The sequence below is a fragment of the Pseudomonas sp. Sample_14 genome, from assembly GCF_004307515.1.
GTDB classification, from domain to species: Bacteria; Pseudomonadota; Gammaproteobacteria; order Pseudomonadales; family Pseudomonadaceae; genus Aquipseudomonas; species Aquipseudomonas atacamensis.
The window spans coordinates 171,570-190,683 of the sequence record NZ_RCOC01000015.1 but is presented as its reverse complement, the minus strand read 5'-3'; the positions used below and the strand labels follow the sequence as shown (position 1 = coordinate 190,683).

Annotated in this window: 22 protein-coding genes; 1 reads left to right on the top strand and 21 read right to left on the bottom strand. The window is 60.0% G+C overall.

Annotation, left to right across the window (positions count from 1 at the left end):
* Window positions 1–33 precede the first annotated feature (33 nt).
* The 17 genes from D8U61_RS03790 to trmJ form a co-directional block, all read right to left on the bottom strand.
* Window positions 34–675, bottom strand: a complete 642-nt coding sequence (locus tag D8U61_RS03790) for a tetratricopeptide repeat protein (RefSeq protein WP_130926432.1) — start codon at window positions 673–675, stop codon at window positions 34–36.
* Window positions 676–716: 41 nt separating this feature from the next.
* The gene (gene hisS / locus D8U61_RS03785; protein WP_122611849.1) at window positions 717–2,006 is read right to left on the bottom strand and encodes a histidine--tRNA ligase; all 1,290 of its coding nucleotides are present in this window, start codon (window positions 2,004–2,006) and stop codon (window positions 717–719) included.
* Between the two features lie 22 nt (window positions 2,007–2,028).
* Window positions 2,029–3,138 (bottom strand): flavodoxin-dependent (E)-4-hydroxy-3-methylbut-2-enyl-diphosphate synthase, encoded by a 1,110-nt coding sequence (gene ispG / locus D8U61_RS03780; protein ID WP_016773332.1) that lies wholly within the window; start codon window positions 3,136–3,138, stop codon window positions 2,029–2,031.
* Window positions 3,139–3,141: 3 nt separating this feature from the next.
* Complete coding sequence (locus D8U61_RS03775; RefSeq protein WP_125925685.1) at window positions 3,142–4,161, bottom strand: RodZ family helix-turn-helix domain-containing protein; 1,020 nt, start codon at window positions 4,159–4,161, stop codon at window positions 3,142–3,144.
* Window positions 4,161–4,919, bottom strand: coding sequence for a type IV pilus biogenesis/stability protein PilW (gene pilW, locus D8U61_RS03770; RefSeq protein WP_016773330.1), 759 nt, complete (start codon window positions 4,917–4,919; stop codon window positions 4,161–4,163). Before pilW ends, D8U61_RS03775 begins: the two co-directional genes overlap by 1 nt.
* A gap of 12 nt (window positions 4,920–4,931) precedes the next feature.
* Window positions 4,932–6,080 (bottom strand): 23S rRNA (adenine(2503)-C(2))-methyltransferase RlmN, encoded by a 1,149-nt coding sequence (gene rlmN, locus D8U61_RS03765; protein WP_024014215.1) that lies wholly within the window; start codon window positions 6,078–6,080, stop codon window positions 4,932–4,934.
* A 28-nt stretch (window positions 6,081–6,108) separates the two neighbouring features.
* A complete protein-coding gene (gene ndk, locus D8U61_RS03760) occupies window positions 6,109–6,534 on the bottom strand; it encodes a nucleoside-diphosphate kinase (protein ID WP_016773329.1) in 426 nt (141 codons plus the stop codon).
* 87 nt (window positions 6,535–6,621) lie between these two features.
* Window positions 6,622–6,822 (bottom strand): Fe-S cluster assembly protein IscX, encoded by a 201-nt coding sequence (gene iscX, locus D8U61_RS03755; protein ID WP_016773328.1) that lies wholly within the window; start codon window positions 6,820–6,822, stop codon window positions 6,622–6,624.
* A gap of 14 nt (window positions 6,823–6,836) precedes the next feature.
* Window positions 6,837–7,178 (bottom strand): ISC system 2Fe-2S type ferredoxin, encoded by a 342-nt coding sequence (gene fdx / locus D8U61_RS03750; protein ID WP_016773327.1) that lies wholly within the window; start codon window positions 7,176–7,178, stop codon window positions 6,837–6,839.
* On the bottom strand, window positions 7,178–9,043 hold the full coding sequence (gene hscA / locus D8U61_RS03745) for a Fe-S protein assembly chaperone HscA (RefSeq protein WP_073473310.1): 1,866 nt from the start codon (window positions 9,041–9,043) through the stop codon (window positions 7,178–7,180). Before hscA ends, fdx begins: the two co-directional genes overlap by 1 nt.
* Before the next feature lie 50 nt (window positions 9,044–9,093).
* A complete protein-coding gene (gene hscB / locus D8U61_RS03740; protein ID WP_016773325.1) occupies window positions 9,094–9,615 on the bottom strand; it encodes a co-chaperone HscB in 522 nt (173 codons plus the stop codon).
* An 8-nt stretch (window positions 9,616–9,623) separates the two neighbouring features.
* Window positions 9,624–9,947, bottom strand: coding sequence for an iron-sulfur cluster assembly protein IscA (iscA, locus tag D8U61_RS03735; RefSeq protein ID WP_003227904.1), 324 nt, complete (start codon window positions 9,945–9,947; stop codon window positions 9,624–9,626).
* 34 nt (window positions 9,948–9,981) lie between these two features.
* Window positions 9,982–10,368, bottom strand: coding sequence for a Fe-S cluster assembly scaffold IscU (gene iscU, locus D8U61_RS03730; RefSeq protein ID WP_003227907.1), 387 nt, complete (start codon window positions 10,366–10,368; stop codon window positions 9,982–9,984).
* Window positions 10,369–10,468: 100 nt separating this feature from the next.
* The gene (locus tag D8U61_RS03725; RefSeq protein WP_016773324.1) at window positions 10,469–11,683 is read right to left on the bottom strand and encodes an IscS subfamily cysteine desulfurase; all 1,215 of its coding nucleotides are present in this window, start codon (window positions 11,681–11,683) and stop codon (window positions 10,469–10,471) included.
* 50 nt (window positions 11,684–11,733) lie between these two features.
* Window positions 11,734–12,225: a Fe-S cluster assembly transcriptional regulator IscR gene (gene iscR, locus D8U61_RS03720; protein WP_016773323.1), complete on the bottom strand. Its 492-nt coding sequence runs from the start codon at window positions 12,223–12,225 to the stop codon at window positions 11,734–11,736.
* Window positions 12,226–12,465: 240 nt separating this feature from the next.
* Window positions 12,466–13,242, bottom strand: coding sequence for a serine O-acetyltransferase (gene cysE / locus D8U61_RS03715; protein WP_024014221.1), 777 nt, complete (start codon window positions 13,240–13,242; stop codon window positions 12,466–12,468).
* Between the two features lie 3 nt (window positions 13,243–13,245).
* Window positions 13,246–14,016, bottom strand: a complete 771-nt coding sequence (gene trmJ, locus D8U61_RS03710; RefSeq protein WP_125917640.1) for a tRNA (cytosine(32)/uridine(32)-2'-O)-methyltransferase TrmJ — start codon at window positions 14,014–14,016, stop codon at window positions 13,246–13,248.
* A 145-nt stretch (window positions 14,017–14,161) separates the two neighbouring features.
* Here trmJ and suhB point away from each other — a divergent pair, with 145 nt between their 5' ends.
* Window positions 14,162–14,980, top strand: coding sequence for an inositol-phosphate phosphatase (gene suhB / locus D8U61_RS03705; protein WP_016773320.1), 819 nt, complete (start codon window positions 14,162–14,164; stop codon window positions 14,978–14,980).
* Between the two features lie 242 nt (window positions 14,981–15,222).
* Here the strand turns inward: suhB and D8U61_RS03700 are convergent, their stop codons facing one another.
* The 4 genes from D8U61_RS03700 to yajC all read right to left on the bottom strand — a co-directional run bounded on the left by D8U61_RS03700 (window position 15,223) and on the right by yajC (window position 19,090).
* Window positions 15,223–15,771 (bottom strand): glycine zipper 2TM domain-containing protein, encoded by a 549-nt coding sequence (locus D8U61_RS03700; RefSeq protein WP_007916907.1) that lies wholly within the window; start codon window positions 15,769–15,771, stop codon window positions 15,223–15,225.
* Window positions 15,772–15,893: 122 nt separating this feature from the next.
* Window positions 15,894–16,808 (bottom strand): protein translocase subunit SecF, encoded by a 915-nt coding sequence (secF, locus tag D8U61_RS03695; protein ID WP_110603668.1) that lies wholly within the window; start codon window positions 16,806–16,808, stop codon window positions 15,894–15,896.
* A 9-nt stretch (window positions 16,809–16,817) separates the two neighbouring features.
* Complete coding sequence (secD, locus tag D8U61_RS03690) at window positions 16,818–18,686, bottom strand: protein translocase subunit SecD (protein ID WP_016773318.1); 1,869 nt, start codon at window positions 18,684–18,686, stop codon at window positions 16,818–16,820.
* A 65-nt stretch (window positions 18,687–18,751) separates the two neighbouring features.
* Entirely contained in the window at window positions 18,752–19,090 is a 339-nt protein-coding gene (gene yajC / locus D8U61_RS03685) for a preprotein translocase subunit YajC (protein WP_016773317.1), read from the bottom strand.
* Window positions 19,091–19,114 lie beyond the last annotated feature (24 nt).

Here is a 19,114-nt window from a genome sequence, read left to right as displayed (position 1 = left end):
GCCAGCAATGCTGCATGCTTCCAACGGATCACGTCACGCATCCCCTTTGGCCAGGTCGTCGAGCTTGATTTGAAGGCCACCGACCGCCGCTTCATCCGACAGTGCCGCCTTGGCTTTTTGATACGCCTTGTTCGCGTCATCGGTACGGCCCAAGCGCACCAGCAGGTCGCCCTTGAGTTCTTCGCGAGTGGCCAGGAACGCTTTGTCGGCATCGCCGTCGAGCAGTTTCAGGGCGTCTTCGGCCTTGTCCTGCGCGCCCAGCACCTGCGCCAGACGCTGACGGGCGATTTCGCCCAGCGCCGGGTTGGCCGGCTTGTCGACGATGGCTTTGAGTTCGGTTGCCGCGTCGTCCAGCTTGCCGCTGTCGACCGCTACTTTGGCGACGAACAGGCTGCCGTACTGCGCGTAGGCCGAACCGCCGTATTCGCTGTTGAGCTTGCCGGCCAGATCCGCAACGCGGGCGGCATCAGGCTTGCCGTCAGGCGTCAGCGTGGTTTCCAGCAATTGCTGATAGAGCACCGAGGCGCCTTGCGACTGGCTGCTCTGGTATTTGTGATATGCCTGCCAGCCGAACACGATGACCAGCGCCAACAGGCCGCCGGTGACCAGAGGTTTGCCGTTGCGTGTCCACCAGTCCTTCAAATCCGCCAACTGTTCGTCTTCGGTACTCGACACCCCAATACTCCTTAATCGCTAAATCGGCTGTTAAGACAGCTTCAACCCTGCACGACGCAGGTGGCCAGGTGAGCGGCGAGCGCATCCCAGGCAATGCTTTGTTGTTCGCCCTGGCCACGCAGGGGTTTGAAACCTACCACTTGCTGGGCCATTTCGTCGTCACCGAGGATCAATGCGTACAGCGCACCGCTCTTGTCGGCCTTCTTGAACTGGCTTTTGAAACTGCCGGCGCCGGCATTGACTTGCAGGCGCAGGTTTGGAAGTTCATCGCGAACCCGTTCAGCCAGGGCCAGACCGGCCAGCTCGGCCTCTTCACCGAAGGCGCAGAGGTAGACGTCGACCTGACGGGAAATTTCCTGCGGGATCTGCTCGAGGGTTTCGAGCATCAACACCAGACGCTCGATGCCCATGGCGAAACCGACGCCCGGGGTTGGCTTGCCGCCCATCTGCTCGACCAGACCGTCGTAACGGCCGCCCGCGCACACGGTGCCCTGGGCGCCGAGCTTGTCGGTGACCCATTCGAAAACGGTTTTGCTGTAGTAATCGAGGCCACGCACCAGTTTCGGGTTGAGCACGTAAGGGATGCCAACGGCATCCAGACGCGCCCTCAGGCCTTCGAAGTGAGCGCGGGACTCGTCGTCGAGGTAGTCGGCCATTTTCGGCGCATCGACCAGCACGGCCTGGGTGTCGGCATTTTTCGTGTCGAGCACGCGCAGCGGGTTGGTTTTCAGGCGACGCTGGCTGTCTTCATCGAGCTTGTCGTGGTGCGCCGAGAGGTACTCGACCAGCGCTTCACGATAGCGACCACGGGATTCGCTGGTGCCGAGGCTGTTGAGTTCGAGCTTGACCGCATCACGGATGCCCAGCTCGCCCCACAGGCGCCAGGTCATGATGATCAGCTCGGCGTCGATGTCCGGACCGTCGAGGTTGAACACTTCCAGACCGATCTGGTGGAACTGGCGATAACGGCCTTTCTGCGGACGCTCGTGGCGGAACATCGGGCCGATGTACCAGAGTTTCTGCACCTGACCACCGCCGGTGATGCCGTGTTCGAGCACTGCGCGCACACAGGCCGCAGTGCCTTCCGGACGCAGGGTCAGGGAATCACCGTTGCGGTCTTCGAAGGTGTACATCTCTTTTTCGACGATGTCGGTCACTTCGCCGATCGAGCGCTTGAACAGCTCGGTGAACTCGACGATCGGCATACGGATCTGCTTGTAACCGTAGTTATCCAGCAGACGCGCCACAGTGCCTTCGAAATAACGCCACAGCGGGGTCTGTTCGGGCAGGATGTCGTTCATGCCACGAATGGCTTGCAGAGACTTGCTCACAAAATTTCCTTAATTCATTCGATCAGCCGCGCGCGATAACGGCAGCGTCAGCTTCGACCTTTTCGGCCGCTTTCTGGCGGATCAGCTTTTCCAGCTCGTCCACCAGATTGTCATTCGTCAGCTTCTGCGACGGCTTGCCGTCGATGTAAATCAGGTTGGGCGTGCCGCCGGTCAAGCCGATATGGGCTTCCTTGGCTTCGCCGGGGCCGTTGACCACGCAACCGATGACCGCGACATCCAGCGGCACCAGCAGGTCTTCGAGGCGCCCTTCCAGCTCGTTCATGGTTTTCACCACATCGAAGTTCTGCCGCGAGCAGCTCGGGCAGGCGATGAAGTTGATGCCACGGGAACGCAGATGCAAAGACTTGAGAATGTCGTAACCGACCTTCACTTCCTCGACCGGGTCGGCCGCCAGCGAGATGCGGATAGTATCGCCAATCCCTTCGGCGAGCAGCATACCTAGGCCCACGGCGGATTTCACCGTGCCCGAACGCAAACCGCCAGCTTCGGTGATGCCGAGGTGCAGCGGCTGGACGATTTCTTTCGCCAGCAAACGGTACGCTTCGACGGCCATGAACACGTCGGAGGCCTTAACGCTGACCTTGAAGTCCTGGAAATTCAAGCGTTCAAGGTGTTCAACGTGGCGCAAAGCGGACTCGACCAGCGCCGCCGGGGTCGGCTCGCCGTATTTCTTCTGCAGGTCTTTTTCCAGCGAACCGGCGTTGACGCCGATGCGGATCGGAATGCCGCGATCACGGGCAGCATCGACCACGGCACGCACACGGTCTTCACGACCGATGTTGCCCGGATTGATGCGCAGGCAGTCCACACCCAGTTCGGCCACGCGCAAAGCGATTTTGTAGTCGAAGTGGATGTCAGCCACCAACGGCACTTTGACCAGTTGCTTGATCTTGCCGAACGCCTCGGCGGCGTCCATGTCCGGCACCGAGACGCGAACGATGTCGACGCCGGCGGCTTCCAGACGATTGATCTGCGCCACGGTCGCAGCGACATCATTGGTATCGCTGTTGGTCATGCTTTGCACAGCGATCGGCGCGTCGCCGCCCACCGGTACGTTGCCGACCCAGATCTTGCGCGATTCGCGACGTTTGATTGGAGATTCGCCGTGCATGACTTATTGACCCAACTTCAGGCGAGCAGTCTCGCCACTGGTGAACGGAGCGATATCGACCGGTTGGCCGTTGTAGCTGACCTGTGCTGCGCGGGCAACGCCCAGACGCACATTGAGCGGCGGTTTGCCGGAAACGCTCACGCTGTCGCCTTTATGCTTCAGACCACTGAAAATCACTTTGCCCCGGCCATCGGTCACCTGCGCCCAGCAATCGCCGGTGAACTGCAGCTGCACCTGGCCTTCGCCGGCAACCGGCGCAGCTGCTTCAGCGCTTGGCGCTTGAGCGACCGGCGCGGCCGGGGCAGGTGTCGCTGGGACGTTCGGCGCTGGAGTGGCCGGAGCTGCCACCACTGGTGCAGGCGTCTGTGCCGGAGCGCTTGGCGCAACTGCCGGCGCAGTTGGCTCGGTAGCTGGCGCAGCAGATTCGGCGCCGGTCGATTCGGCACTGGTTTCCGACTGCGGCAAGGCCAGCGATGTCGAATTGTCAGCCTGATTTTCGGCGACAGCCTGGTCTTCCGGCTCGTCTATCGGGTGGATCTGCGTGGTGCCGTCAGCGCCTTCGACTTCGACGTGTTCCGGTGCGAGGCTGGTCAGATCGCGGGTGCGCTGGGAGGTCTGATCCTGCCACCAGACGAAACCGCCGCCGATGACCGCAATCAGCAACAACAGGCTGACGATACGCAAAATGGTGTGGGAAACCCGCACCGGCTCTTCGATACGACCGAGGGCGTGAACGTTGCTGCCCTGGGAGTCGGTGCCGGTGGACTGGTCGAACTGCTGAACCAGAACGGTCTGGTCCATGCCGAGCAATTTGGCATAGGCGCGAATGTAACCGCGAGCGAAGGTATGCCCCGGCAGCTTGTCGAAAGCGCCGGCTTCAAGATTGCTCAGGGATGTCACGGTGAGGTTGAGCTTGAGGGCCACTTCGGCCAGCGACCAGCCATTGCTTTCGCGGGCCTGGCGCAGGGTCTCACCGGGATTTACGCGATTCGCTGCTACAACTTCGGGATGCGCCGCTTTCATCATTGCTCCGACAGGTATTGCTGATATTCCGGCGTACCGGGATAGAGTCGTTTTAATTGCAGACCGTAACTGGCTGCCTTGTCGCGATCTTCAAACACTTTTGCCAGCCGAACGCCGAGCAATAGACTACGTGCATTTTGTTCGGTGAGCTGGCTGAAACGGTCGTAATAGTCACGCGCGGGCACATAATGCCTGTCTTCGAAGGACAACTCAGCCATTTCCAGCAATGCGCGTGGTTGTTGGCGATTCAGGCGCAGGGCTTTTTCCAGCTGTTGCTGGGCCAGATCACGCTGGCCAAGCTTGGCGGCGGTCATGCCGAGATTTTCGAAGACCCGCGAGCGCTCAGGATACAGGGTATCGGCGGCCGCTTGTTCAAAACGCTCGTAGGCTTCCTTGTAGCGCTGTTCTTCGTAGAGAAAACTGCCGTAGTTGTTGAGGATGCGCGCATCGGCGGGACGTGAGGACAGGGCCTTGCGAAAGTGCTCGTCGGCCAGTGCCGGCTCCATCTCGGCCTGAAACACCAGACCGAGGGCCGCATTGGCGTCGGGGTCGGAACCGTCCAGCTCCAGCGCTTTCTTCAATGGCACCTTGGCGCGCTCGGTCATGCCTTGCTGCAGATAGCCCAGCCCCAGCTGCACGTAGGCAGCCCGCGCTTCATCGCGGCCCTTGCTGGTCTTCATCGGGTTGTAGTCACCCGACAGGACACAACCAGCACACAGGCTGGCCAACAGCAACAGCAGCGCAAAGCGCAGGGACATAGAGATCCTCTCTTAGTTAGTGTTCGCGGCGTTCTGTGCCAGATCGCTGTCGGCGCTCAACTCGCGCACGGCGATGTAACGTTCGCTGCGACGGGTGCGATCCAGCACCTGCCCTACCAATTGACCACATGCGGCATCGATGTCTTCACCACGGGTGGTGCGCACGGTGACGTTGAAACCGGCCTGATGCAACTGATCCTGGAAGCGGCGGATGGCATTGTTGCTCGGCCGCTCGTACCCGGAGTGCGGGAACGGGTTGAACGGGATCAGGTTGATCTTGCACGGGATATCTTTAAGCAACTCGATCATTTCCACCGCGTGCTCAAGCTTGTCGTTGACGTCCTTGAGCAAGGTGTACTCGATGGTCAGCACACGTTTCTCGCCAAGGGCGGACATGTAGCGCTGGCACGACTCGAGCAGCATCTTAAGCGGATATTTCTTGTTGATCGGCACCAATTGGTTACGCAATGCGTCGTTCGGTGCGTGCAGGGACAACGCCAGGGACACGTCGATGTGCTTGGCCAGCTCATCGATCATCGGCACCACGCCCGAGGTGGACAGGGTCACGCGGCGCTTGGAGATCCCGTAGCCGAGGTCATCCATCATCAGATGCATGGCGGCGACGACGTTGTCGAAGTTCAGCAACGGCTCGCCCATGCCCATCATCACCACGTTGGTGATGGCGCGGTCGACGGTGGCCGGGACGCTGCCGAAAGATTTGTTGGCAATCCACACCTGACCGATGACTTCGGCGGCGGTGAGGTTGCTGTTGAAGCCTTGCTTGCCGGTGGAGCAGAAACTGCAATCCAGGGCACAGCCTGCCTGGGACGAAACGCACAAAGTGCCGCGCTTGCCCTGGGGAATGTACACGGTCTCGACGCAGCTGCCGGACGCCACGCGCACCACCCATTTACGGGTGCCGTCGCTGGAGATGTCCTCGCTGACCACTTCCGGACCACGCACTTCAGCAATGGCCTTGAGCTTGTCGCGCAAGGCTTTGCTGACGTTCGTCATGGCGTCGAAATCATCGACGCCAAAGTGGTGAATCCATTTCATTACCTGACCGGCACGGAAACGCTTCTCCCCGATTGAGTCGAAGAATTTTTCCATTTCCGGCTGGGTCAGACCCAGCAGGTTTGTTTTAACAGTCGATGTAGTCATGGATTCACCTTCACTCTGCAAGCAATGCTTAGCGAGTGGTTACTTCAGTAGCTGCGAAGAAGTAAGCGATTTCGCGAGCGGCAGCAGCTTCGGAGTCCGAACCGTGAACGGCGTTGGCGTCGATCGATTCAGCGAAGTCAGCACGGATGGTGCCTGGAGCAGCTTCTTTAGGGTTGGTAGCGCCCATCAGCTCACGGTTGCGAGCGATAGCGTTTTCGCCTTCCAGAACCTGAACGACAACCGGACCGGAAGTCATGAAAGCAACCAGGTCACCGAAGAAACCGCGCTCGCTGTGCTCAGCGTAGAAGCCTTCGGCTTCGGCTTTGGACAGTTGCTTCAGTTTCGAAGCTACAACGCGCAGGCCAGCGTCTTCGAAGCGAGTGGTGATCTTGCCGATCACGTTTTTAGCAACGGCGTCAGGCTTGATGATGGAGAAAGTACGTTGAACAGCCATGGTGTAACTCCAGAAACGGTAATTTGCGAAAAATTAAACCCGCGAATTATACGCGGGTTCTTGGGTATTGCCTAACCTGCGAGACGATCAGTCCAATTCTGCGGCCCAGAGCTCCTGAACCGCTTCGAGCACCTTCTCGCCGACCCGGCCGGAAGTAGCATCGAAGTCAGGCAGTTCAAGAATCATCTGCTGCAAACGGACAAAACCTACAGAGTACGGGTCGAGTCCCTCGTGGGCCTCGGCCAGCTCTTCTGCAATGCGTTGAACATCATTCCAACCGTAGCTCATGACAGTCTTACCAGTCAGTGCGGCGCTTCGGCCGCATGGTTAAGCGAATATTTCGGAATCTCGACGGTGAGGTCTTCCTCACCGACGATGGCCTGGCAAGCCAGACGCGATTGCGCCTCAAGGCCCCAGGCACGATCGAGAAAGTCTTCTTCCAGCTCGTCGGCCTCTTCCAGCGAGTCGAAACCCTCGCGGATGATGCAATGGCACGTGGTGCAGGCGCAGACGCCGCCGCATGCGCTTTCCATCTCGATATGGTGTTCGTGGGCCAGTTCGAGAATCGATGTGCCGGGCGCAGCCTCGACCACCATGCCTTCAGGGCAGAACTTCTCGTGGGGCAGAAAAATGACCTGCGGCATCAGATATCCTCGATTTCATTCAGGTTGCGCCCCGACAGAGCGGCTTTCACCGTCAGATCCATGCGGCGGGCAGCAAAAGCATCGGTCACTTGCGACAGACGCTTGGTCTGCTGCTCGATGGCGTAACCATCGGTACCTTTCATCAGTTCGGCCAGTTCCTGCATTTGCAGTTCGATAACCATGCGCTCTTCGGCGTCGAGCAAACGCTCGCCATCGGCCTCCAGCGCGCCCTGCACCGCTTCGAGCAGGCGCTGGGCATCGACTTGCTGCTCACGCAGAACGCGGGCGACCTTGTCGTCATTGGCATGCTGGAACGAATCCTTGAGCATCTTGGCGATTTCGCCATCGGTCAGACCATAGGAAGGCTTGACCTGAATGCTCGCCTCAACGCCCGATCCCAATTCACGGGCAGACACGCTGAGCAGACCGTCGGCGTCGACCTGGAAGGTCACGCGAATTTTCGCCGCACCGGCCACCATCGCCGGAATGCCGCGCAATTCGAACCGTGCCAGAGAGCGGCAATCGCTGATCAGCTCGCGCTCACCCTGCAACACGTGGATCGCCATGGCCGACTGGCCGTCTTTATAGGTGGTGAAATCCTGAGCGCGGGCGACGGGGATGGTGGTGTTGCGCGGAATCACCTTCTCCATCAGACCGCCCATGGTTTCCAGCCCCAGGGACAGCGGAATCACATCGAGCAGCAGCAGTTCGCCGCCATCGCGTTTGTTGCCAGCCAGGGTGTCAGCCTGGATCGCGGCCCCGATGGCCACCACTTGATCCGGATCGATTTCCGTCAATGGCTGACGACCGAACGCTTCGGCAACAGCTTCACGCACACGTGGCACTCGGGTCGAACCGCCGACCATGACCACGGCGTGGACGTCTTCCAGTTCAATGCCGGAATCGCGAACGGCGCGGCGGCAGGCTTTCAGGCTGCGCGCGACCATTGGCTCAATCAGCGCATCGAAGGCTTCACGGGTCAACTGGGCTTTCCAGTCGCCGTAAGCCACTTCAACGCTGGCGGCGTCGGTCAAAGCTTCTTTGGCCGCACAGGCAGTTTGCAGCAGATTGCGCTGTGCGCCCGGATCGAGATCGGCGGACAGGCCAGCGCTCTCGATGATCCAGCCGGCAATCGCGTGATCGAAATCATCGCCGCCCAGCGCGCTGTCGCCGCCAGTGGCCAGAACCTCGAAAACGCCGCCAGTCAGACGCAGAATGGAGATATCGAAAGTACCGCCGCCCAGATCGTAGATCGCCACCAGACCTTCGGCGTGTTGATCCAGACCATACGCCACAGCAGCAGCGGTCGGCTCATTGAGCAGACGCAACACGTTCAGACCGGCAAGCTTGGCCGCATCTTTGGTGGCTTGGCGCTGCGCATCATCGAAGTAAGCAGGAACAGTGATTACCGCGCCGACCAGCTCGCCACCCAAGGTCGCCTCAGCGCGCTGACGCAGGACCTTGAGGATATCGGCGGAGACTTCAACCGGGCTTTTCGGGCCTTGCACGGTATCGATGAACGGCATGTGCGATTCACCGCCGACAAAGCGATACGGCAACTGCTCGCCCAATTGCTTGACGTCGGACAGACCACGACCCATCAAGCGCTTGACCGAGAGCACGGTGTTCAGGGGATCGGAGGCTGCTGCCAGCTTGGCGGACTCACCGACTTCGACGCGGTCGGCGTGATAACGCACGGCGGACGGCAGGATGACCTGCCCGTTGGCGTCGGCCAGCGGTTCGGAAAGACCACTGCGCAGCGCAGCGACCAGCGAATTGGTAGTACCCAAGTCGATGCCCACAGCCAGGCGACGCTGGTGCGGTTGAGGACTTTGGCCGGGTTCGGCGATCTGCAGTAGAGCCATGGTGATCAGGTCTTGTCTGTCTGTCAGCGTGCAATCAGGGCAGCACTGGGTTAATCGTCGAGGCGCTCTTCCAGCTGGCGCACTTCGTAGGTGAGCTTGTCGAGGAACTGCATGCGCCGCATCAGGCGTTCGGCCTGCTCGCGTTGCGCTGCATCATCCCAACAGGCTGCGAAGCTTTCGTTGAGCTGCTCCTGAGCCGCCTTCAAGCGACGCTTGAATACCGCGACGCCGTCGAGGTCGGCACTGTCCTGCAGATCTTCAAGCTCTTCGCGCCATTGCATCTGCTGCAAAAGAAACTCGGGATCGTGGACGGTGACTTCCATCGGCACTTCATGCCCGCTGATTTTCAGCAGGTAGCGTGCGCGCTGGGCCGGACTCTTGAGCGTCTGGTAGGCGTCGTTGAGCCGCGCCGATTGCTCGAGCGCCGAGCGCTGCTCGCGTTCGGATGCGTCGGCAAAACGGTCAGGATGGACGCCGCGCGCCAACTCACGGTAGCGCGTGGCCAACTGCTCGAGGTCCAGGCGGAAGCTCGGTTGCAGCTCAAATAAAGCGAAATGACAAGGAATACCCACGACCAGCCTCAGATGTTGAAGCTTTCGCCGCAGCCACATTCACCGCGCACGTTGGGGTTGTTGAACTTGAAGCCTTCGTTCAACCCTTCCTTGACGAAGTCGAGCTCGGTGCCGTCCAGGTAGGCCAGGCTTTTCGGGTCGATGATCACTTTTTCGCCGTGACTCTCGAACACCTGATCCTCCGCCACTACCTCGTCGACAAACTCCAGCACGTAGGCAAGGCCGGAACAGCCTGTGGTGCGAACACCCAGACGAATCCCTTCACCTTTGCCGCGCCCGTCGAGGGAGCGCCGCACGTGTCGAGCAGCCGCTTCTGTCATGCTGATAGCCATCGTTGACTCCTTACTCGTCGCCGAATCTTGAAATTCAGATCAAGCCTTTCTTCTGCTTGTAGTCGCGAACAGCCGCTTTGATAGCGTCTTCAGCGAGCACGGAGCAGTGGATTTTCACTGGCGGCAAAGCCAGTTCTTCGGCCAGCTGAGTGTTCTTGATGGTTTCGGCTTCGTCCAGGGTCTTGCCCTTCATCCACTCGGTGGCGAGGGAGCTGGAGGCGATTGCCGAACCGCAACCGTAGGTCTTGAACTTGGCGTCTTCGATAACGCCCTGATCGTTGACCTTGATCTGCAGACGCATCACGTCGCCGCACGCCGGAGCGCCGACCATGCCGGTGCCGACATCAGGATCTTCCGCGTTCATCTTGCCGACGTTGCGCGGGTTTTCGTAGTGGTCGATGACCTTTTCGCTGTAAGCCATGATTCTCAATCCTCACTCATCAGGGCCGCTCTTGAGACCCTGCAACTGCGCTGCGTTAACGCCGCGTCGCTACAGGATCTGTATCCGGCGGCTTCTATAGTTAGTGTGCCGCCCACTCGATTTTCGAGATATCGACGCCGTCTTTGTACATGTCCCACAGCGGCGACAGAGCGCGCAGCTTGGTAACGGCCTCGCAGACTTTCTGCGCGGCATAGTCGATTTCTTCTTCGGTGGTGAAACGGCCGAAGGTAAAGCGGATCGAGCTGTGTGCCAGTTCGTCGTTGCGGCCCAGGGCGCGCAGTACGTACGAAGGCTCCAGCGACGCCGAGGTACAGGCCGAACCGGACGATACCGCCAGATCCTTGAGCGCCATGATCAGCGACTCGCCTTCAACGTAGTTGAAGCTCAGGTTCAGGTTGTGCGGAACGCGGGCGGTCAGGCTGCCGTTGACGTACAGCTCTTCCAGATGCTCGACCTGCTTGTAGAAGCGATCGCTCAAGGCTTTGATGCGCACGTTTTCAGCGGCCATGTCTTCCTTGGCTACGCGGAACGCTTCGCCCATGCCGACGATCTGGTGGGTCGCCAAGGTGCCGGAACGCATGCCGCGCTCGTGACCGCCGCCGTGCATGGTCGCTTCGATGCGCACACGCGGCTTGCGGCTGACGTACAGCGCGCCGATGCCTTTAGGGCCATAAGTCTTGTGGGCGGAGAACGACATCATGTCGACTTTCAGCTTCTGCAGATCGATTTCGACCTTGCCGGTGGACTGAGCAGCATCGACATGGAACAGCACGCCTTTGGCGCGCAGCATCTCGCCGATGGCAGCGATGTCGTTGATGGTGCCGATTTCGTTGTTGACGTGCATCACCGACACCAGAATGGTGTCTTCGCGCAGTGCCGCGTCAATCATTGCCGGGGTGATCAGACCGTCTTCGGTCGGCTCGAGGTAGGTCACTTCGAAACCTTCACGCTCCAGCTGGCGCATGGTGTCGAGGACAGCCTTGTGCTCGATCTTGCTGGTGATCAGGTGCTTGCCCTTGGAGGCGTAGAAATGTGCCGCGCCCTTGATCGCCAGGTTGTCGGATTCGGTGGCACCGGAGGTCCAGACGATTTCGCGCGGGTCGGCGTTGACCAGATCGGCCACCTGACGACGAGCGTTTTCGACGGACTCTTCAGCCTTCCAGCCGAACACGTGGGAGCGGGACGCCGGGTTACCGAAGTTTCCGTCGACCAGCAGGCATTCACTCATTTTCTGCGCAACGCGCGGATCAACCGGGGTGGTTGCAGAGTAATCAAGGTAAATCGGCAATTTCATGGACTATCTCCTAAATCAGGGCTGGCGTGCCGCGGGTAGCTCTTCGGCTGTCATTCGACGGCGGACGCTTCAATCTTGTCCAGGCGTGGCGCCTTGCTGCTGCAACGGCGCTGGTCCTGACGCTGGGCCACTTCTTGTACCTCACGGCGAGTCACAAGGTCGGCCAAGCTGATACCGCTCAGAAATTCGTGAATCTGCAGGCTCAAATCGCACCACAGATGATGGGTCAGGCAGGTATCGCCGGAATGGCAATCGCCCTGGCCCTGGCACTTGGTGGCATCGACCGATTCGTTCACCGCATCGATCACCTGGGCGACCTGAATGCCCTGCATGTCGCGGGACAACTGGTAGCCACCACCCGGACCGCGAACGCTGGAAACCAGGTTGCTGCGGCGCAGCTTGGCGAACAGCTGTTCGAGGTAGGACAGGGAGATGCCTTGGCGCTCGGAGATATCGGCCAGAGACACCGGCCCGTGCTGCGCGTGCAACGCCAGGTCAAGCATGGCGGTCACGGCGTATCGGCCTTTTGTAGTCAGTCGCATGGACAGTTACCACGGAGTTCGGAATGGGCGGGAGTATGCAATTCCCGAGCATTTAAGTCAACTATAAGACCTAGTGCTTTAGTCGGGTTTACCCGCAAAAGAGCGCGCGCACTATAGCAAAGACGGGGCGCGGACAGCCAGCGCAACCGCGTGATCGTTCTTCGCGAGCAGGCTCGCTCCCACATTGGAATGCATTGCTCTTGTGGGAGCGAGCCTGCTCGCGAAAAGCAGCGCCGCAGTTCAGCCGGCTTTCGATTCGTCCTTGCCCTTGACGCAAGCGAAGTCTTCTTCACGCAGCTCAGGCAGATCTTTCGCACAGTAATTGCTGCCCAGATCCTTCAGCGCGCCGCACATGCCCTCCAGACGCCCGTCCACTGCCTGCAGATGATCGAGCAGCTGGCCGATGGCGCGAGCCACCGGGTCGGGCATGTCTTCGCTGACACCGTAGGCGTCGAAACCGATCTTTTCCGCCATGGCTTTGCGCTTGGCGTCCTGCTCTTCATCGGTCTTGACGATGATCCGCCCCGGAATCCCCACCACAGTGGCGCCGGGCGGCACTTCCTTGGTGACCACAGCGTTGGAGCCGACTTTGGCGCCTGCACCGACCGTGAACGGACCGAGAACCTTGGCCCCGGCACCGACTACAACGCCGTCTCCGAGAGTCGGGTGGCGCTTGCCTTTGTTCCAACTGGTGCCGCCGAGGGTCACGCCTTGATAGATGGTGACGTCGTCGCCGATCTCGGCGGTTTCACCAATAACGATGCCCATGCCGTGGTCGATGAAGAACCGCCGACCGACTTTGGCGCCCGGATGAATCTCGATCCCGGTCAGCCAGCGACCGAAGTTCGACACCAGTCGCGCCAGCCACTTCAACTCGTTGCGCCAGAGCATGCCGGCCAGACGATGAATCCAGATCGCATGCATGCCGGGGTAGCAGGTCAGGACTTCAAAAGCGTTACGCGCCGCCGGGTCTCGATGGAATACGCTCTGGATATCTTCACGCAAACGCTCAAACATCATTCAATCCTTCCGCTTTAGAAGCTCGCCACGGGCCGCTTTCTGGGTTTCCGTGAGGATGCCACGCAAAATATTCATTTCCGCCCGGCTGACCGAGCTGCGTCCGTACAACCGGCGCAGGCGCGCCATCAAGTGGCGTGGCTTTTCCGGGTCGAGGAATTCGATGGCAACCAGCGTCTGCTCCAGGTGCTCATAGAATCGCTCCAGCTCATCCATGGTCGCCAGCTCGGCGCTTTTCACCGAGGCCACTTCTTCTTTCTCGACCTTGCTCGGCTGACCCTGTGCGGCCAGCCAGGCCATGCGCACTTCATAACTCAATACCTGCACCGCCGCCCCGAGATTCAGCGAACTGAAGGTCGGGTCGGAAGGGATGTGCACGTGAAAATGACATCGCTGCAGCTCTTCGTTGGTCAGGCCGGAATCTTCACGGCCGAACACCAAAGCAATCTCGGCGCCCTGCCCGGCTTCCTCAACCACTTTGTTGCCGCATTCGCGCGGATCGAGCAGCGGCCAGGGAATGCGCCGGTCGCGGGCGCTGGTGCCGAGCACCAGATTGCAGCCGACCAGAGCATCTTCCAAGGTGGCGACGATTTGCGCGTTTTCAAGGATGTCACCAGCACCGGAGGCGCGGGCGTCGGCCTCGTGGTGCGGGAAGACCCGCGGTTCGACCAGCACCAGTCGCGACAGACCCATGTTTTTCATGGCGCGCGCGGCCCCGCCGATGTTGCCGGGGTGACTGGTGTTGACCAGGACGACACGAATGTTCTGCAGCAAGGGAGGCGCTCTCGGACACAGGAAAGGGGGGCAAATCTTACAGAACAGCCTACCGTTAAGCTATGAAAGCGAACAGCGTCCTTCACCTGAAGAAAAGTTCTGATAGAATGCGCGGCTTTCTTTAACAACCTTAGGTGACACATCCATGCAGCCCATGCTGAATATCGCGCTGCGCGCCGCCCGCAGCGCCAGTGAACTGATCTTCCGCTCCATCGAGCGCCTGGATACCATCAAGGTCGACGAAAAAGACGCCAAGGATTACGTATCCGAGGTCGATCGCGCCGCTGAACAGAAAATCATCGATGCCCTGCGCAAGGCTTACCCGAATCACTCGATTCAGGGTGAAGAAACCGGCCTGCACGCTGGCACCGGCATCGAAGGCGAAGAGTACCTGTGGATCATCGATCCGCTGGACGGCACCACCAACTTCCTCCGTGGCATTCCGCACTTTGCAGTGAGCATTGCCTGCAAATATCGTGGTCGCCTGGAACACGCAGTAGTTCTGGACCCGGTCCGCCAGGAAGAATTCACCGCCAGCCGTGGTCGCGGCGCTCAACTGAACGGTCGTCGCCTGCGCGTCAGTGGTCGCACCAGCCTCGACGGCGCTCTGCTCGGCACTGGCTTCCCGTTCCGTGACGACCAGATGGACAACCTCGACAACTACCTCGGCATGTTCCGCGCTCTGGTTGGCCAAACTGCCGGCATCCGCCGCGCCGGTTCGGCGAGCCTGGACCTGGCTTACGTGGCTGCCGGTCGTTTCGATGCGTTCTGGGAATCGGGCCTGTCCGAGTGGGACATGGCTGCAGGCGCCCTGCTGATTCAAGAAGCCGGCGGCCTGGTGAGCGATTTCACCGGCGGTCACGACTTCCTTGAGAAAGGCCACATCGTTGCCGGCAACACCAAATGCTTCAAGGCAGTGCTGACGGCGATCCAGCCGCATCTGCCGGCCTCGCTGAAGCGCTAAGCTTTCCTCGAAACGAAAAAAGCACCCTCCGGGGTGCTTTTTTTGTGCCTGCAATTCCAAACAGCACAATTCCCTGTGGGAGCGAGCCTGCTCGCGAATGGGCGTGTCAGCAAAGGAAATATCAACTGTTGGACCGCATTCGCGAGCAGGCTCGCTCCCACAGGTGAGAATCGCGTGCAGCCCTGAAACGCGGGTATAAAAAAAGCACCCCGCAGGGTGCTTCTTTTCACAACAGTAGCGCTTTACTGAGCCGGCTCATTCTGCGACAGGATCAGCTTGCCTTCCTTGTCGACCGGAATCTGGTTGCCCGGATCGCGATCCATCCGCACTTTGCCTTCCTTGCCATCAAGCGAGTAACGCACGTCGTAACCGACGACCTTGTCGCTGATGTCATTGACCGTGTTGCAGCGAGTTTGCGTAGTGGTGTAGGTGTCACGCTCCTGCATGCCCTCCTGCACCTTGTTCCCCGCATAACCGCCACCGACCGCACCGGCCACCGTGGCAATCTTCTTGCCGGTACCGCCGCCAATCTGGTTGCCCAGCAAACCACCGGCCAGCGCGCCGACCACGGTACCGGCGATCTGGTGTTGATCTTTTACCGGTGCCTGACGGGTCACCGTTACATCCTTGCATACTTCACGTGGAGTCTTGATCTGTGTCTTGACCGGCTCAACGGCTAACACTTGCGCATACTCAGGGCCGCTTTTAACCAGGCTGTAGGTGGCAACAGCACCCCCGGCTGTGACACCGACAGCACCCAATACCGCACCAACCAGCAACGACTTGTTCACATGAACCTCCTGACCATCACATGCGGGACGCGCCCGCGCTTCTCCCAGCCTTGGAGCACAAAAAAAGGCGCGAGTTCAACTCGCGCCTTTTGTCAGCTGACAGCCGGGAAAATCACTGACCGTTATGGACGGTCATCGACTTCCTTATCGGTGTTGGCCGGAGGAATCAGATCCTCGGTGGTCAGGTTCAGCCAGATCAGCACCACGTTGGCGATGTAGATCGACGAGTAGGTACCCGCCAGTACACCGATGAACAGTGCGATGGAGAAACCGAACAGGTTGTCGCCACCGAAGAACAGCAGCGCCGCGATCGCCAGCAGAGTGGAGATCGAGGTCGCCATGGTGCGCAGCAGGGTCTGGGTGGTCGAGATGTTGATGTTCTCGATCAGCGTCGCCTTGCGCAGCACGCGGAAGTTCTCACGCACCCGGTCGAAAACCACGATGGTGTCGTTCAGCGAGTAACCGATGATCGCCAGCACCGCCGCCAGCACCGTCAGATCGAAGGTGATCTGGAAGTACGAGAGGATACCCACGGTCACGATCACGTCGTGGATCAGCGAGACAATGGCGCCGACCGCGAACTTCCATTGAAAGCGGAAGGCCAGGTAGATCAGGATGCCGCCGAGCGCCAGCAGCATGCCGAGGCCGCCCTGGTCGCGCAGCTCTTCACCGACCTGCGGGCCGACGAACTCGACTCGCTTGACCGTCGCCGGGTTGTCGCCGCCGACTTTCTGCAATGCGTCTGCGACCTGATGGCCCAGCTGCGGGTCTTCACCCGGCATGCGCACGAGCAGGTCGGTCGTCGCACCGAAGTTCTGCACCACGGCTTCGTGATAACCGGAAGTCGCCAGTTGCTCGCGCACCTTGGTGACGTCGGCCGGACGCTCGTAGGTCAGCTCGATGAGCGTACCGCCGGTGAAGTCCAGGCCCCAGTTCATGCCCTTGGTGGCGACACTGAACAAGGCAATGACGGTAAGCAGCAATGTGACGCCGAACGCGAAGTTGCGAACGCCCATGAAGTTGATTGTACGTAACATGGCAGCCCCTTAAATCCACAACTTCTTGAAGTCACGTCCGCCAAAGATCAGGTTGACCATTGCGCGGGTCACCATGATGGCCGTGAACATCGAGGTAAAGATCCCGAGGGACATCGTCACTGCGAAACCCTTCACCGGGCCGGTGCCCATGGCGAAGAGAATGCCGCCGACCAGCAAAGTGGTCAGGTTGGCGTCGAGAATCGCGGTGAATGCCCGGCCGAAGCCTTCGTTGATTGCCCGCTGCACAGTCATGCCCGCGGCGATCTCTTCACGAATCCGCGAGAAGATCAGTACGTTGGCGTCGACCGCCATACCCATCGTCAAGACGATACCGGCGATACCCGGCAGGGTCAGCGTGGCGCCCAGCAACGACATCAACGCCAGCAGCAGCACCATGTTCACTGCCAGCGCAACAGTGGCGATGACGCCGAAGAAGCGGTAGATGGCGATGATGAACAGCGACACGAACAGCATGCCCCACAGGGAAGCGTCGATACCTTTGGTGATGTTGTCAGCACCCAGGCTCGGACCGATTGTGCGCTCTTCAGCGAAGTACATCGGTGCAGCCAGACCACCGGCACGCAGCAGCAGCGCCAGTTCGGACGACTCGCCCTGACCGTTCAGGCCAGTGATGCGGAATTGCGCACCCAGCGGCGACTGAATGGTCGCCAGGCTGATGATCTTCTTCTCTTCCTTGAACGTCTGCACCGCAACGTCTTTCTCGACGCCATCAACCACTTGCTTGGTGTAAGTGGTGACCGGACGCTGTTCGATGAAGATCACCGCCATGCTGCGACCGACGTTGGAACGGGTCGCGCGGCTCATCAGCTCGCCACCGTGACCATCCAGACGGATGTTCACTTCAGGCGTGCCGTGTTCGCCGAAACCGGCCTTGGCGTCGGTGACCTGGTCACCGGTGATGATCAGGCCACGCTCGATCTGCGCAGGAGGACGGTTGCCTTCGCGGAATTCGAACGATTCGGAAGTGGCTTTCGAAGCGCCCGGCTCGGCGGCCAGACGGAACTCAAGGTTGGCCGTCTTGCCGAGAATACGCTTGGCTTCGGCAGTGTCCTGCACGCCCGGCAGCTCAACCACGATGCGGTTGGCGCCCTGACGCTGCACGATCGGTTCGGCAACACCCAGCTCGTTGACGCGGTTACGTACCGTGGTCAGGTTCTGCTTGATGGAGTATTCACGGATTTCCGCCAGCTTGGCCGGGGTCATCGCCAGACGCAGCACCGGTTGACCGTTGAGATCGGCCGGAACAATGTCGAAATCGTTGAAGTTCTTGCGGATCAGCGCACGGGCCTGTTCGCGGGAATCTTCATCGCTGAAGCCCAACTGAATGGCACCGCCCAGTTGCGGCAGGCTGCGATAGCGCAGCTTCTCTTTGCGCAGCAGGCTCTTGACGTCGCCTTCGTAGACTTTCAGGCGCGCATCGAGGGCTTTGTCCATGTCCACTTCGAGCAGGAAGTGCACACCACCGGACAAGTCCAGACCCAGCTTCATCGGGTGCGCACCGAGGTTGCGCAGCCATTGCGGGGTGGTCTGTGCCAGGTTCAGCGCGACGACGTAGTCATCACCCAATGCCTTGCGTACAACGTCCTTGGCCGGCAGCTGATCTTCAGCCTTGCTCAGACGGATCAGACCGCCCTTGCCGCCCGCCGTCAGCGTAGCCGCCTTGACGTTGATGCCGGACTCTTTCAGCGCCGTGCTGACGCGAGCCAGATCGGCGTCATTGACCTGCAGAGCCGTGCTGGCGCCGCTGATCTGAATCGCCGGGTCATCGGGGTAAAGATTGGGAGCGGAATAAATCAGACCGATCGCCAGCACCGCCAGGATCAGAATGTATTTCCACAGAGGGTATTTGTTCAGCATCACGCCGCCCGTTATGAACGCGGGGCGCCTTGCGCGCCCCGTCGATTGAGTAGAAGTTGTTGCTCTTAGATCGCTTTCAGCGTGCCTTTTGGCAGCGTGGCGGCGATGGCGCCTTTCTGGAACTTCATTTCCACGGTGTCGGAAACCTCCAGAACCACGAAGTCATCGGCAACCTTGGTGATCTTGCCGGCGATGCCGCCAGTGGTCACGACTTCGTCGCCCTTCTGCAGGCTGCTCAGCAGGTTCTTCTGCTCCTTGGCGCGCTTGGCCTGTGGACGCCAGATCATCAGGTAGAAGATGACCAGGAAGCCGACCAGGAAAATCCACTCGAAGCCGCCGCCCATTGGGCTTGCAGCAGCCGGTGCAGCTGCGTCAGCCATGGCGTTAGAGATAAAAAAGCTCATTTAGCACTCCAGTTGCAAATGTTG

Bases quoted from the DNA above. Each gene is read 5' to 3' on its own strand.
- secF (WP_110603668.1), bottom strand. From the start codon at position 16,808: ATGTTACGTACAATCAACTTCATGGGCGTTCGCAACTTCGCGTTCGGC.
- hscA (WP_073473310.1), bottom strand. From the start codon at position 9,043: ATGGCTCTACTGCAGATCGCCGAACCCGGCCAAAGTCCTCAACCGCAC.
- ispG (WP_016773332.1), bottom strand. From the start codon at position 3,138: ATGCACGGCGAATCTCCAATCAAACGTCGCGAATCGCGCAAGATCTGG.
- iscA (WP_003227904.1), bottom strand. From the start codon at position 9,947: ATGGCTATCAGCATGACAGAAGCGGCTGCTCGACACGTGCGGCGCTCC.
- pilW (WP_016773330.1), bottom strand. From the start codon at position 4,919: ATGTCCCTGCGCTTTGCGCTGCTGTTGCTGTTGGCCAGCCTGTGTGCT.
- iscU (WP_003227907.1), bottom strand. From the start codon at position 10,368: ATGGCTTACAGCGAAAAGGTCATCGACCACTACGAAAACCCGCGCAAC.
- ndk (WP_016773329.1), bottom strand. From the start codon at position 6,534: ATGGCTGTTCAACGTACTTTCTCCATCATCAAGCCTGACGCCGTTGCT.
- suhB (WP_016773320.1), top strand. From the start codon at position 14,162: ATGCAGCCCATGCTGAATATCGCGCTGCGCGCCGCCCGCAGCGCCAGT.
- iscX (WP_016773328.1), bottom strand. From the start codon at position 6,822: ATGAGCTACGGTTGGAATGATGTTCAACGCATTGCAGAAGAGCTGGCC.
- rlmN (WP_024014215.1), bottom strand. From the start codon at position 6,080: ATGACTACATCGACTGTTAAAACAAACCTGCTGGGTCTGACCCAGCCG.
- iscR (WP_016773323.1), bottom strand. From the start codon at position 12,225: ATGCGACTGACTACAAAAGGCCGATACGCCGTGACCGCCATGCTTGAC.
- cysE (WP_024014221.1), bottom strand. From the start codon at position 13,242: ATGTTTGAGCGTTTGCGTGAAGATATCCAGAGCGTATTCCATCGAGAC.
- fdx (WP_016773327.1), bottom strand. From the start codon at position 7,178: ATGCCGCAGGTCATTTTTCTGCCCCACGAGAAGTTCTGCCCTGAAGGC.
- secD (WP_016773318.1), bottom strand. From the start codon at position 18,686: ATGCTGAACAAATACCCTCTGTGGAAATACATTCTGATCCTGGCGGTG.
- D8U61_RS03725 (WP_016773324.1), bottom strand. From the start codon at position 11,683: ATGAAATTGCCGATTTACCTTGATTACTCTGCAACCACCCCGGTTGAT.
- D8U61_RS03775 (WP_125925685.1), bottom strand. From the start codon at position 4,161: ATGAAAGCGGCGCATCCCGAAGTTGTAGCAGCGAATCGCGTAAATCCC.
- yajC (WP_016773317.1), bottom strand. From the start codon at position 19,090: ATGAGCTTTTTTATCTCTAACGCCATGGCTGACGCAGCTGCACCGGCT.